Here is a 13,908-nt window from a genome sequence, read left to right as displayed (position 1 = left end):
TACCTGGAGTCAAGTTCAATTCTTTAGACTTACCAGCTTCAGATGTCCAGCTTTCGGCTGCATTTCCTTCAGCTTTATCGCCCTTGAAGATATTGATTTCCGCACCAGCGATTTCTGTACCGCCTAGGTTGACTTTACTGAAGGTAATCTTACGTGGTAGGTCGTCATCCTTATCAGTAATAGTCAGAGTTCCACCATTGGTCGCAACGGTGTTATATTCACCCTTAGCGTCCTTCTCACCAACATTGGCCACTTCCACTGTGCCGTCAGTTTTGACTTGGAATGTGATGTCGGTCACTTTGAGGTAGCCGGTCGGTGCTGCTTCCTCATGGAAGGTATAAGTACCGGGTGCTAAGTTGATGTCCTTAGACTGATTAGCTTCGGAAGTCCAGCTTTCGACTGCGTTTCCTTCGGCTTTCTCGCCCTTGTAAATCTTGATTTGAGCACCTGCGATTTCAGTTCCACCAAGGTTGACTTTACTGAAAGTAATGGCTTTCAGACTATTGTCCTCTTTATCAGTTACAGTAAGAACCAAGCCATTTGCTTCAACAGAATCTGTTGCTCCTTTAGCATCAACTGTAATGGTACCATCAGAATGAACTGTGAATTTAATATCTTCTACAGCTACAAATCCAGCTGGAGCATGACTTTCTTTCAGAGAATATGTCCCTGGAGCTAATTTTACGACCTTAGATGCGTTGGCTTCGGATGTCCACTCTGCAACAGGTTTAGCTTCAGGACGAATCCGACTGCCTTTGTAAAGTTTCAGTTCCGCACCAGGAATCTCCTTCCCGTTTGGATCTACTTTTTTGATAGTCACATCACGTTCTGAGTCGTCATCCTTGTCTGTTACCTTCAAAGTTGCTCCGTCAGTCACAACCTTGTTGTTTTCACCTTTGGAGTCTTTTTCTCCGACATTGGTCACTTCCACCGTACCGTCATGTTTGACTTGGAAAGTGATATCAGTTACTTTGAGGTAACCCGTTGGAGCCGCTTCCTCATGGAAGGTGTAAGTACCAGGCTCTAAATTGATTTCTTTAGACTGATTGGCTTCGGATATCCAGCTTTCTACAGCTTGACCTTGAGCCTTGTTGCCTTTGAAAATCTTAATTTGAGCACCAGCAATTTCAGTACCGCCTAGGTTAACCTTGCTGAAGGTAATGGCTTTAGGACTATTGTCCTCCTTGTCGGTAATCGTCAGAATTGAACCCGCTGCTTGAACGGTATCTTCTGCTCCTTTTTTCACAAGAGTAACAGTGCCATTAGCACCTACAGTAAATGTGATATCTTCAACATATTGATAACCAGCAGGAGCATTAGCTTCAGTCAGTGTATAGGTTCCTGGAGACAGTTTTATCACTTTAGAAGTATTTTCTTCTGAAGTCCAGTCTGCAACAGGAGCCTCCTCCTGATCAACATGATCACCTTTATAGATTTTTAGTTCCGCATCAGGAATTTCTTTCCCGTTTGGATCTACTTTTTTGAAAGTTACATCCTGCTCGGTTACCGTCTTCTTATTGACGATTTCACGCGATACAGATTTGTCTGTTCCAAAATCCTGGGAACCAATCTTAATTTCCTCAGTTAATTTATCATAACCTCTAGGAGGAGTCACTTCACGGATGGTATAATCATCACGCAACAAGTCACCCAAGTTGGCATTCCCGTTAGAATCTGTGGTTAATTTTCCGACAACTGCACCGCTCCGATCACGAACAACTTCAAATTCTGCACCTTGCAGGTTCTCACCATTTTCATTGACCTTATGGAGCTTAATAGTGAAAACATAGCCTTCTCCAACACCGCCGGCAATCTGATAAGAGCGATTTTCAGCTGATGTCGTTGTTTGACCACCATTATAGGTCATTGTAGCACTGTTGGAAACACGCTCACCATCAACTAGATCATAATCTGCTTTTGTCTTATAGTCCAGCAAATACCCGAAACCATCCATGTCGCCAAGGTCAATCGTGAATCCATCACCAGCGGCATTCTCCGTGATCTTTGATTGGAAGTTAGCTGTCACGTCTTCTGTTGAATCCCGCACCCAATCTCCATTATTCCAGCGCCAAGCAATTTTATAGACCCGAATTGAGTCTCTCATGATTTTAAAATTAGGCGAGGTAATCTTGTCAGTTATCGTTACATCGGTATAATGCTCCATATTGCGGTTAATCGCAATATTATAATGAACTTCATTCTTACCGTCTTCTGCTGCCTGATAAGAGCTCTTTTCAATTTTTGAGTCATATCTTTTGGGCGGTCCATTATAATGGACGATTCCCGGATACAACATCCGACCTCCTACGGTAAATCCACCATTCAAGTCACCTTCTTGTCTCACAACATCATGGTCAACTCGTGCATAGAAGAAGAATTCTCCTTGGACACCAGACTTTTGCTCAACATAATTTGTATAGGTCAAAGTAATGGTCTTGTTGGTTGAATCCAAAAATCCATTTGCCACAACGTTATCCGAGCTGTCCTTAAGTTCAATAGCTGAAGAGTTCCCAAAAGCATACTCAGAAGGCAAGGTGATTGTTGTCGTATCACCTTGATGTACTTGGTTATCCGGCAAGACAAACTTTGCGTAAACTCGAAAAGTTTCCCAAATATCAACCCCCTGCGTCAAATCACCACCTGAAGAATTCTTCAGACTCATCTCCGTGATAGCATTACCAATCTCAGCTGCTTGCACCTGAGTCAGTGGCGCCAAAGATGGCAGAATTACTCCTAAACAAAGAATAATAAGGTGGAGCAATGCTCTAATCCTTTTGTTCATGCAATTTTCCTTTCTCACAATATTCAGTTTTAAATGTACAATGTAATTGTATACTAACTGAGCTTCCCCATCTTGTCAGTGCCCACTTTCTAAAAAGCGAACATTTATAGATACATTACATCTACATTTTATCATACTATAAGAAAAATGGCTATACACAAAAGGAGATTTTTTTAACATTTGTTTAGCTTTTTGTCACTTAGCATGAAGGAATATTTTTCTAACAATTAAACTGTAACGAATGTTTCTTTTATTCAGAATCAAAAAAACCGGAAAAAAAGTCCGCTTCTTCTGATTTATTTCCTAAACGTCAGGGCATAAAATTTCCCATCCCAAAGGAGTTTTAACTCCTTCTCCTTAACCCCTGCCGGTATAACGGCCTCTAAAAAGATGAGAATTTTTCAATCGTAATTCACCTGACTGCCTATCTATATCTTTTGCTAAACCATAGGCTTTATAGAGGACTAAAAGACTAAAAGCAAGCTCAAAAGCTAGAATTATCCGCCCCCAATAAGTCTGATTCGCTGGCAGATTCCACAAGAAATGTAAAACAAAAGGCAGCATAACACAAAATAGGCCATAAGCAAATACAGATTGATTCTTCTTATGATAATGTAATATCAGTGCAAGACCGAAAGTAAGCAAAGATGTATATAGCCCGTGAGACATAAAAGCCGGAACTAAACGGCTTATGACTTGTGATAGAGAATCAGCCAAACCACGGTCTACATTATTAGCAATCCAAACAAATTGTTCTTGAATTTCAAATCCTGTACCCGCAGCATAGCCCAGCAGCAATATTGATTTTAGATTTTTTACTGGAACAAAGTAATAGGCGAAGACTACTGCTAGAAGTTTGGCAGGCTCCTCAATAGGCGGAGCAACAACAGAGTCCTGAATGATATTCACCCAGGAAGTCTTAGGAAAGTTACTTTCTAATAAATAAGTCAGTCCCCTATCAGCCGTACTAGATAGAAACTTCGACAGGAAAAGTCCGCCTATCAGTGCTAATAAAATAGCTGCCAAGGGGGTCTGCCATTTTTTAGCCAAAAGAAAGAGCAAAAGAAAGACTGGAACAATATAGAAAATTTCTAATAAACTAGCTACTCCCACTATCCCATAATCAGTACCTGACAAACTATAGGATATATAAGGTTCTGTAACGACTCCTAGTCCAAGTATCACTAGAAAAAAGTAAATAAAAAGAATAAGTCTTTTCTTCATTCCTTTACCTCCATTCTGAAATCAAGGAAATGGTTGTTACCAATGTTTAAGTCTTGTTTTCGATCAAATTTTTTGGCAAATTGAAAAGCTTCGTAAAGAACAACTAAACTGAAAGAAACTTCAAAAGCAATCATAAGGGGACTGAAGGATAATTGACCGTTTGGCAAATTCCATAGAAAATGCAAAACAAAAGGCAAAATGAAACAAAATATTCCTTTATAAAATACTGATTGATTCTTCTTATAATAAAGTAGCATGAGTATTAAGCCAAAAGCCGTTAAAGTTGTATAAAGCCCGTGAGAAGTCAAAGCTGCGAAAATTCTCCCCAGAGCCTGAGAAATGGAATAAGCCAATCCTTTATCTAAATTTTTAGCAATAAAAGTGAACTGCTCCCTAATCTCGAATCCTGTCCCTGCCGCATAGCCTAGCAACAGTATAGATTTTAGATTTTTCACAGGCATAAAATATATTGCCCAAACAACAGCTAATAACTTGACTGGCTCCTCAATAAATGGGGCTACTAAAGAATCTTTAAAGATATTAAAGAATGAGTGGCTAGGAAAAGTTGACTTTAACCAAGCAAAAATGCTCTCATCACCAACTATAGCAAAAAAACTGGATAAAAATAAGCCACCTACAAAAGCTAGCCAAAGAGCAACAGAAGGTGTTCGCCATTTGCGAGCCAAATAGGCCAATAATATTATAACAGGAACAATATAGAAGAGTTCAAGCAGACTCACTACACCAACAATCCCATAATCTTTTGCAGACAAACTATAAGATAAGTAAGGATTCATGGATAATCCTAACCCAAGACAAATCAAGGATAGGTAGCTAAATAAGACAATATTTTTCCTCATAAAAAGCCTCCTTTTCAAGAAAAACTACAAAAAGACTTATTCGAAAACGAATGATTATCATTTTTTTGCTTAAAATTCATCGAATTTATCCTCTTGAAAATAATGTAGTTGACTGCTTGTAAATCAGATTCTTAAAATCAACTGTCAAAAATTTTTGAATGAAATAGTAAAACATCTTACTAATTTCATTCTAGCAAAATATTAAAATTTTAATCTTACATAAATCTTACGTTCCAAACTTATAATCTTACAGTATTGTAAGATTGCAAACATAAGCAATTCTAATATAATCTGTCATTTCATTTCCGGTGTCAATTTATTGTAAAAAGTTTAAACTTTCTTTAATCCCTCATATTAAATATTCTAGAATACAAACATCAATTATTTTTCAAAAAATTTGCAGTTATTTTTTTCATACAATATTCCTTTCTAAAAAGTATGATATTAGCCCTAAAATCATTTCTCTATTTGAAGAACATCAAAAGGGCACCCCCTATTATGCAAAAAGAAAGATAACCTTTCTGTAACCTAACCTTTCATTTCAGCTTTTAAACTTACATTTTTGTCACTTAGCATGAAGGAATATTTTTCTAACAATTAAACTGTGTCGAATGTTTCTTTTATTCAGAATCAAAAAAACCGGAAACAAAGTCCAGTTCTTCTGATTTATTTCCTAAACGTCAGGACATAAAATTTTCCGTCCCAGAGGAGTTTCAACTCCTTCTCCTTGACACCGGCCGGTATAGCGGCCTCAATTTCTCCCAAATCAACGGTAGCGTCCTTAAAATAGTCCTTGCTGAAGTGGTTCTTCTTATATTGCTGGTCCACATAGTCTGCCGTCTCGTCTGAAATCATAATCTTAGTTCCTGGCTTAGCCACCCGCAGCATTTCCTGCATGGCCTTGGCCTTATCACTAAAGAAATTAATTCCACCGATATGATAGACGATGTCAAAGCTATTATCTGCAAAAGGCAGGTCCTCTGCACAAGCATGAAAGAGTTGCAGATTTGTCTTCTTGGCACAGGATTTCTGACATTTTTTCAGCATGCCTATGGAAATATCTGCCCCGACAAAGTCTAGGCTTTTCAGGTCAATATTCTCAGGAATGTAGCGCAGGTCTTGACCAGTCCCGATAGAGACATAAAGGACGGATAGATGATCTTTCCATTCTATTTCTGCCATCTGGTCCTTTCTCAGCTTGTCAATAGCTTTGCCATGGAGAAGTGGCCCCATCCATTTCTCACCAAAATCATACCAGCGAGCCAAGCGATTGTACATGGTCATATACTTGGCATTGTCCCCTGAGACATAGTCCGGATTCAGTGCCAGATAGATGTCTCCGTCTTTTTGAAGATCCTCTAACTTCAAGCCTGGCTTCAGCTTCTCTTGTATTTTTGTATCTGTCATATCTTCTGTCTCCTTTTTCTATTTGCCATTTATTATAGAGGATTCTGAGCTAAAAACAAGAGTTTTTCCGTAAGTGGCTGCCCTACATGAGTAACCGGAAGAAATTGCTCAGTAAGCTGCAAAAAAACTAGACAAAAAATGTGCAAACAAAAGAAGATAAAGCATTCTGCTCTATCCTCTCTTTATTTATTTGCTCAGTCGAGTCTTACGGTAAAGTTCTAAAAGAGCCAGGACTACCAGACCAGCAAGAACTAGTCCAAGGCTTTCAGCAGAGCCAGTCGCAGGAAGAACTTTTTTAGATTTTCCTTGACCGTCTGCTGCTTTATCAGAATCAGATGATTGATTTGGCTTGGTGCCACCTTGAACCGACTTATCCGGTGTGCTTGGTTCAGTAGGTGCCGCTTGGTCAGTAATGAACAACTTACCGTCTGTATATTCTACAGCATTTCTATTAGCGTCTAGAACTGTTACAGTGCCATCTTCATTAACTTGGAAGATAATATCTGTCACAGCCAGATAACCTGTCGGAGCCGCTTCTTCATGGAAGGTGTAAATACCCGGCTCTAAGTTGATTTCTTTAGATTTGTCAGCTTCTGAAGTCCAAGATGCGACAGGACTGCCCTTGCTTTCCCGTCCCTTGAAAATCTGAATCTGAGCACCGGCAATTTCCTCACCAGCTAGGTTGACCTTACTGAACGTTACCTTTTTGTCAGTTGGAGTTTGAGTTTGTTTATTGACTACATTGACTGCAACCAATCTGCTGTCTCCAGAATCTCCAGATGCTGGACTGCCTACGTTCAAAGTCTTACCAAAATCCGTCGTACTGATAGTAATATCCTTTGTCAGACGGTCATAACCAGCTGGAGCAGTCGTTTCACGCAGGATATAAGTGTCACGCAGAAGATTACCAACTTCTGCATTGCCATCCGCATCTGTCGTGATTGTGCCAACTACCTTATTGGTCGCTTTCCGCACCACTTCAAAGACTGCACCGCTCAGAGAAGCATTAGATTCATCAGTCTTGTGAACCTTCACCTTGAAGTTATAGCCTTCTGACTTTCCGCCAGCAATCTGATAAGAGTATTCATTGGTGACAGACACTGTCTCGGTATTGTTGTAGTTCATGGTAGCCTTATTTCCTACAACCTCTCCATCAGCCAAATCATAGTCAGCCAATGTCTTGTACTCAACTAGGTAGCCGAAACCTTCTACATCTCCGAAGTTGATTGTCAAGCTATCGCCTTCAGCGCCAAAGGTCATCTTAGACTGGAAATCTGCTGTTACATCTTCAGTCGAATCACGCGCCCAATCTCCATTATTCCAGCGCCAAGAGACCTTATAAACTCGTACAGAGTCTTGAACAATCTTAGCGTTTGTGTCACCCAGCTTGTCCGTCACAGAGACATTTTTGTAGTCCCCCATGTTACGGTTAATGGCCACATTGTAGCGGATTTCATTCTTAGCATCGGCATCCCATTGAAAAGCACTCTTTTCTAGCAGAGACTCATACTTTTTCGGCGGCCCATTATAGTGAATGCTGCCGGCTGGAATTCTATTATTTCCTACCGTGAAAGTAGCTGGAATATCCCTTTCCTCTGTGACAACCTCGTGGTCAATCCGCGAATAGAAGAAAAACTCGCCTCTGACACCAGACTTCTGCTCCACATAGTCTGTGTACGTCAGTGTGATGGTCTTGGCATCGCTATCCAAGACTCCATTAGCCACCGGAGCTCCGTTTTCATCCTTAAGCTCAATAGCTGAGGAATTCCCAAAGGTAAATTCATTCGGCAAATGAATCACTGTTGTATCACCCGCATGAGCCTGGTTGTCCGGCAGGGCAAACTTAGCATAGACACGGAAGGTCTGCCAGATATCAACACCATTGGTCAGCTGCTCACCAGAGTTAGTGGTGAGGTGCATCTCAGTGATGACATCATTAAGTTCCGCCGCCTGAGCCTTAAGGGTTCCGGCTAGGAAAGGCAGGAACACGCCTAGACAGAGAATGATTAGCTGAAACCATACTCTCAGTTTTTTATTCATGTAATCTTCCTTTCTCACAAGTAAAATTTGTTTAAAAGTACAGCGTATTGACAAGCCAGTTGAACACGCTCTTTTCATGTTTTTCTGCCTTTTTGACAAACACTGGAAAGACAATACTAATTCATTGTACCATATTGACTATTAAAAAACTATAGGAATGCTCAGAGGGTTTTATCATAAAAAGGAGAAAGAAGAAGCTAAGCCTTCTCTCTCCTATTGATACACAAAACAGGTCAAAAGATGACCTAAAAATCATTGAACAAATTAAGATCTTCTATTTTGACAAAAAGTCAATCTTTCTGTGACGCACTGGAAGTTGCGTCTACCTGATTCTGATCTGCTTCTTCTTGTTTTGAAGAATTTCTTTCCGTCTTATCTGAAGTGTCAGGATCTTTCTGTACATGTCCGCAGGCCGTTAGGATAAAGACAGAAATCAGAGCCAGAAACAAGCTCCCAATTTTCTTGAACCCAGACATACGAGTCCTCCCTTTATGCGAAACTTGATGAGACTAGTACTCCGCCAAAAATGCCTGCACAGTCTTGACATCTTCTGGACTACCGCCTTGGTCAATATCGCAGATATGCTGTAGCCCATACTTTTCAATAATCAAGGCAGTCGCTCCGCAGAAGGTCCGGCCGTGTTTAACAGAGTCACCATTGTTAACAAAACCTTTAATCAGCCCAGGATGTTTCTTGATAAAGCGTTTGGTAGACCAGGGAATTTTCCCAGCACCAGCATTTCGAGTAATGAGAATGCAAGGCTCTTCCAGTTTCTCCTTGATGCTCTGGGTCGGATAGCCCAGTGATTCTGCAAATCGTTTTCCAATACCAGTATTTGAATCATAAACTACAATCATCTTCATCACCTACTTTCTTAAAAAAAGGATAGCAAACCAAGCCGCAAAGCCTAAAACCACGACATCTGAGATGAGCATAAGCATGAACTCCAAATCTGGCATCATGTGAATGTAAATCAGCAATGCCAAAGTTGTCAAAGCCAGTGCCGTCAGCTTAGCAACTGTCGGCAAGCCCGGAATCAAAGCTGCTCCGATTAGGACCACGATGAGACCTCCGACTAAAAATGACTGAAAATCCACACTCAAACTAAAACCAACTGTTACACCGCCATAGCCAATGGTCAAAAGACCAATCGCGACCAGACAGATACCCAAAATAGCCATTCCACTCATGGCAAATCCTCCTTGCTTATTCATTCTTTTCCTCACTTTCTATTTTTGAATGAACACTTCAAAATATTCATTCAAAACCTTCTAAAAAATAATTCACTTTATCTAATTACGTTCCTCTCCATTTCCGAATCACAGGACATAACCCATCACCTCCTTTGTTCATAAATAAATGAATGAATGTTTTTATAAATTCATTCATATCTGCTTCTAAGAAAAGGAATTTCCTCTATTTGGAAAAAATTCCCTTAACAAAATATTTAACTAAAGTCTCAAGACTATCGAAGTAGCCTGAAAATTCCTGCTCTGTGACATGCATGTCTATGTAGTAAATCAGGTCATAAACCTTCATGATCTCAGCTATTTTCTCCTTCGAAAAGCCCTCTTCCTGCAAGCGCTGACTGAAGGTCTGAATCAGAAACTGATGAAAGGCATTGGACGCTCGGCCGGAATCCTGATTATAGTAATCATGCAGAATCTGAGAAATGCTTGGCTTGTTCCACTCAGCCAGAATTTTATTGGGTGAAATCAACTCAAAAGTAACTGCAAAAAGTTGTTCAACGATTGCCTCGGGCTCTCCCTGCCAGTCCACACGTCGCATGGTTTCCTCACGTATACGGCTATTTTCAGCAATATAAACCTCCAAGAAGATGGCTTCCTTGGACTCATAATACTTGTAAAAGGATCCGACAGCCATCTGGCTTCTCTTAGCAATATCAGAAATTCCAGCTGCCTTATAGCCTTTTTCTGCAAAGACTTCTCTAGCCGCAGCCAGGAGCTCATTTTTTTTATCCATTTCCACGCCTCTTTTGTGAATGAATTTATTTTTATGTTCATTCATATTTTAACACAATCTTGCCACTTGTCAAGCATTTATGTTATACTATACAAAAAAAGATAGTTTGCTAATCAAATTATCTTTTAGAATATATTTTGGAGGTTGAGCTATGCTCAAGGAAAGACGAAACCAGGGTACCATCGCCCTACTGGTAATTTCTCTTATTTTTCTAGTTGTTGCTGCAGTGATGGGCTTTATCCAATACCAAAAAGTCAACACCAAGACTGCCTATGATCGAAATAGCGAGTCTGGAGCAAATTCAGCAGTCTATGCTGAAGTATCATATATTTTCCCAGAGGCCCTGATTGAAGTAGAAGATAATACTCAAGTTTGGCTGGTTGCCTACCAAGACGGATATGTTGGTCTGCAGGCTAAAAAAGGGGACAAGCAGATTACCCAGCTCTTGGAAAAAGAGAAGAGTGGAGAGCTAGAAAAAAATCCTGTCCGAATTGTTGGCTCCTATGTTAATGCTAACTCCCCTAAGAAAAATCAGGGATATATCTCTAATTATGGCAGCCTCGTTCGCGGTCTCCTAGCAGACAATCCCGAAGTCATCACAGTAATGTCAAGCAGCTCCTATATCTCTATCACTGAATTTGAATCTGACAATCTTGCATTCATGTTCTATATTCTGTTTTTGATTGGACTCAGTGCTTTCTTTGTCGTTATAGGAATTATCGGCCGCAAGAAAAATATCGCTGCCTACGAAGAAATCTATGCAGCCTATCCAGAGACCAAAGATAATCTCAATATCCTGCTTGAGCAAGCTTCTTTCCACGACGATGTGCTGAAAATTGCTGTTTATAAAGACCATCTCATTACCTACTATCGAGGTTTCAAGGCGATTGATCTCAAACAGGTCGTCCATCTCTACCACCACATTCTTACCATGCATCGCGGCTTCGTTGCTTCAAACAGAAACTCAACCTTAGTTGCTGTTCGAAACAATCAAAAGAAATACCAAATGCCTATTAAGAACATTGGTAAAACAACGGACACCAAACTCCAGTCAACCTTTGACTATCTCTACAACCACTTCCCTCATATCAGATTGGGAGTGTAATAGCACATAAAACTCAAGCTAGAAAATTTAGCTTGAGTTTTTTAGATACAAAAAACAGGAGCAGGATACAATCCAGCTCCATTTGTTTTTATGATATGCTTGTCAGAATGATTTTCAGCAAGTTACTTGCCTTCTTTTTCCTTTCTGCGCTTAGCCAAGGCGCTGTTAATCTTCTTGGTCTTAAGATTTGTATCCAAGTAACGAAAGAGCCATACAAAGAGGTAAATCAGAATAAAATTAAACCAGAAATGCCAGCTGGCAATTAAAAATCCCCAGTTATTATAGACCATGAAACAGCATACTAAGACTGCGACAGCGGCGAAATGCAGTAAAATCGAGACTGAAAAAGAAAATCGGTCTTCAAGAGTTTTTAACATTGAACTGATAATCCCAATCAAGCCGCTCATCACCATGACACTGATGATATTACTTGTTGTGGGCGGATTTTTTTGAATAGAGAGAGCAAGGACAATCAGATAGACTGCACTCCCTGTCTGGATGCCCATCAATATAGCGTGTAGACATTTTTTTATACTCATCACTTACCTCCTAGATTCCCAGATATTCCATCAAGAGTTTGACATAGCGACGGCTGACTTCGGTCTTGATTTGATTGGTCAGCTTGGCCGTCATATTGCCAGAAAAGCTGTCAGACAAAGACTCCAGATGGTCAATATTGATGACAGCATGCCGGGAAACCTGGATAAAGTTCGAGCTGCTAATCCGCTGCTGAAAGCGAGTCAAGGTCTCTGTCGTCTTGTAAATGCCTTCTCTGCTGTAAATCATCAGAGTTGTCTGGTTGATGTCTGCTAGGATAATATCTTCTGTCCTCAACATGACCAGTTTATCGTCCGACTTGATAGGCAGGACGCCACTTGGCCCTGCCTTGTACTGCTCTAAATAATCTAAGATGGCCTTGGCTTCTGCCCCTAGCTGGTCTGCCTTGACTACAACCAGCGGATCCTTGGATGAAATGGTTGGATCTGTTTCAAATTTTGCTTGCAAGAGGAAGCTCCCTATTCACATTCTATTGTAGTTTCAGCCGGCGTACGGCAATCATATTTTGCACCATCCAAATAAGCGCTATTGCAACTAAAACTACTCCAACTATATAGAAAGTTTCTGTCCTTGTCAAGAGCTCCTGCCATTCAATGCGAATTCCCATTGTTTTTTCAAAAGCTGCTTGTGACTGGCTGCTATTAGCAAAAGTATCTGCTAGACTTTCTTTCATGAGAACCTGTCTGAAAAGAGATGCCATGTAGTTAGAAGGCGTAAGCTTCATCAGGTTTTGCGCCATATTCGGCAAGGTTCCAATGGGGATATAGGTACCCACTAGAAAACCAGAAGTTGCTCCAACTACTGTCGCCAATTTCCCTAAACTATCCACTGATTTGAAGCATTGAACAATCAGAGCATTTATCAGTGTGGCCAAGAGGCTGTTTAAGATCATCAGAAGAACCAGGTAAGGAAGGATTCCCCACTCAAAGGAAATGTTATCCGCTAGCGTAAAATAGCTGAGCATAAAGGCAAACATAATGACCTGCATCAAAAAGCCGATAATAACAGAGCTGACAAGATAACTAAGCTGCAAGCCCCATGGTCCCAAGTCTGTGATAAAGAGGTCGTCTATCACCTTCCGCTCCCGGTCTTCGACCTGCCGGGAGAAAGCTGCCAATGTGGTCGTTAATCCTGTAACTGCCAACACGCCGCCAATCAGCCACAAGTCCATCAGCTGGCTGGAATGGTCTTTGTAATTATTTTTCAAAAAAACGATATAAAGCACAAAGGGAATAATCGCTCCGAAGAGGGACAAAATTACCCCACTGCGGTTGCGGAAATAAAGTAAAAAATTACGTTTTATCAAAGCGAGCATATTAGCGTACCTCTCTTCCTGTCAGTGCCATAAAGGCATCGTCCATTGTTCCGGGTTGGAATTCAAATTGTTCGATATAGGGACCAGCCTGAGCCAATAAGGTCAGAGCTTCTTGAGTCGTTTTAGGGTGGAGGATAAATTCCCCTTCCTTGGCTTGCTCCCAAGCGCAGCCTCTTGGCAAGCTTTTCTCTAAACTTGCTGAATCTTGACTCAAAATCCGTAAGACATTGCGGGCATAGCTTCCCTTAATCTGGTCTGCAGAGCCTTGGGCAATGACCTGACCATGATCTACGATATAGATCTTATCTGCATCATCAGCTTCATTGAGATAGTGGGTTGTCAAGACAATGGTCATCTGCTCTTCTTTCTGAATTTGCTTGAGCAGGCTCCAAATACTCTCCCGAGTCTGAATGTCCAGGCCTGTCGTCGGCTCATCCAGAAAGAGCAGGTCGGGGCTATTGAGCAAAGCTCGAGCAATATCCACCCGACGCTTTTGGCCACCAGACAGTGTCCCATAAGGCTGCTTGGCAAAGGCTGACAAGCCCAGCTGAGAGACCAAGCGCTCGATTCTACCTGTCGGCATCTCCTTGTACTGCTTGGCTCTGATAGTCAGATTTTCCAAAACTGTCAGCCG

At 40.9% G+C, this 13,908-nt stretch carries 14 protein-coding genes and 1 pseudogene; 1 reads left to right on the top strand and 14 read right to left on the bottom strand.

The features are described 5' to 3' along the window. The 10 genes and pseudogenes from RWS24_RS10000 to RWS24_RS09955 all read right to left on the bottom strand — a co-directional run. Positions 1-2,782, bottom strand: a 2,782-nt coding sequence (locus RWS24_RS10000) for a SpaA isopeptide-forming pilin-related protein (RefSeq protein ID WP_314367123.1), incomplete at its 3' end; no start/stop codon positions are given. A 296-nt stretch (positions 2,783-3,078) separates the two neighbouring features. Next, positions 3,079-3,168, bottom strand: a pseudogene (locus RWS24_RS09995) (SAM-dependent methyltransferase); the annotation flags it as partial. Continuing rightward, entirely contained in the window at positions 3,140-4,006 is an 867-nt protein-coding gene (locus tag RWS24_RS09990) for a PrsW family glutamic-type intramembrane protease (RefSeq protein WP_125332524.1), read from the bottom strand. The gene RWS24_RS09990 and the pseudogene RWS24_RS09995, both read right to left, overlap by 29 nt. Continuing rightward, the gene (locus RWS24_RS09985; protein WP_314367121.1) at positions 4,003-4,866 is read right to left on the bottom strand and encodes a PrsW family glutamic-type intramembrane protease; all 864 of its coding nucleotides are present in this window, start codon (positions 4,864-4,866) and stop codon (positions 4,003-4,005) included. Before RWS24_RS09985 ends, RWS24_RS09990 begins: the two co-directional genes overlap by 4 nt. 666 nt (positions 4,867-5,532) lie before the next feature. Continuing rightward, positions 5,533-6,273 (bottom strand): class I SAM-dependent methyltransferase, encoded by a 741-nt coding sequence (locus tag RWS24_RS09980; RefSeq protein WP_314367119.1) that lies wholly within the window; start codon positions 6,271-6,273, stop codon positions 5,533-5,535. Positions 6,274-6,459: 186 nt separating this feature from the next. Continuing rightward, a complete protein-coding gene (locus RWS24_RS09975; protein WP_314367116.1) occupies positions 6,460-8,313 on the bottom strand; it encodes a SpaA isopeptide-forming pilin-related protein in 1,854 nt (617 codons plus the stop codon). A 290-nt stretch (positions 8,314-8,603) separates the two neighbouring features. Then, the gene (locus tag RWS24_RS09970; protein WP_002931245.1) at positions 8,604-8,789 is read right to left on the bottom strand and encodes a hypothetical protein; all 186 of its coding nucleotides are present in this window, start codon (positions 8,787-8,789) and stop codon (positions 8,604-8,606) included. Between the two features lie 33 nt (positions 8,790-8,822). Continuing rightward, positions 8,823-9,179 carry a class Ib ribonucleoside-diphosphate reductase assembly flavoprotein NrdI gene (locus RWS24_RS09965; RefSeq protein ID WP_314367111.1) on the bottom strand — a complete coding sequence of 119 codons (357 nt, stop codon included), beginning with the start codon at positions 9,177-9,179 and terminating at the stop codon, positions 8,823-8,825. Beyond that, a complete protein-coding gene (locus RWS24_RS09960) occupies positions 9,180-9,527 on the bottom strand; it encodes a hypothetical protein (protein WP_314367109.1) in 348 nt (115 codons plus the stop codon). It lies immediately after the preceding gene. A gap of 202 nt (positions 9,528-9,729) precedes the next feature. Next, on the bottom strand, positions 9,730-10,341 hold the full coding sequence (locus RWS24_RS09955; protein WP_002905977.1) for a TetR/AcrR family transcriptional regulator: 612 nt from the start codon (positions 10,339-10,341) through the stop codon (positions 9,730-9,732). 106 nt (positions 10,342-10,447) lie between these two features. Between RWS24_RS09955 and RWS24_RS09950 the strand changes: the two genes are divergently transcribed. Continuing rightward, entirely contained in the window at positions 10,448-11,401 is a 954-nt protein-coding gene (locus tag RWS24_RS09950) for a hypothetical protein (protein WP_314367107.1), read from the top strand. A gap of 122 nt (positions 11,402-11,523) precedes the next feature. Here the strand turns inward: RWS24_RS09950 and RWS24_RS09945 are convergent, their stop codons facing one another. The 4 genes from RWS24_RS09945 to RWS24_RS09930 all read right to left on the bottom strand — a co-directional run. After that, positions 11,524-11,940, bottom strand: coding sequence for a DUF3021 domain-containing protein (locus RWS24_RS09945; protein WP_002897112.1), 417 nt, complete (start codon positions 11,938-11,940; stop codon positions 11,524-11,526). A gap of 10 nt (positions 11,941-11,950) precedes the next feature. Next, the gene (locus RWS24_RS09940) at positions 11,951-12,406 is read right to left on the bottom strand and encodes a LytTR family DNA-binding domain-containing protein (protein ID WP_223314101.1); all 456 of its coding nucleotides are present in this window, start codon (positions 12,404-12,406) and stop codon (positions 11,951-11,953) included. A 22-nt stretch (positions 12,407-12,428) separates the two neighbouring features. Next, positions 12,429-13,274, bottom strand: a complete 846-nt coding sequence (locus RWS24_RS09935) for an ABC transporter permease (protein WP_314367103.1) — start codon at positions 13,272-13,274, stop codon at positions 12,429-12,431. A 1-nt stretch (position 13,275) separates the two neighbouring features. Continuing rightward, a partial coding sequence (locus RWS24_RS09930; protein ID WP_314367101.1) for an ABC transporter ATP-binding protein occupies positions 13,276-13,908 on the bottom strand: 633 nt, incomplete at its 5' end.

Origin of the sequence: uncultured Streptococcus sp., from assembly GCF_963528215.1 — a bacterium.
Taxonomy (GTDB): domain Bacteria; phylum Bacillota; class Bacilli; order Lactobacillales; family Streptococcaceae; genus Streptococcus.
The sequence above is the reverse complement of the archived record's forward strand: the minus strand, read 5'-3'. Positions and strand labels throughout refer to the sequence as shown.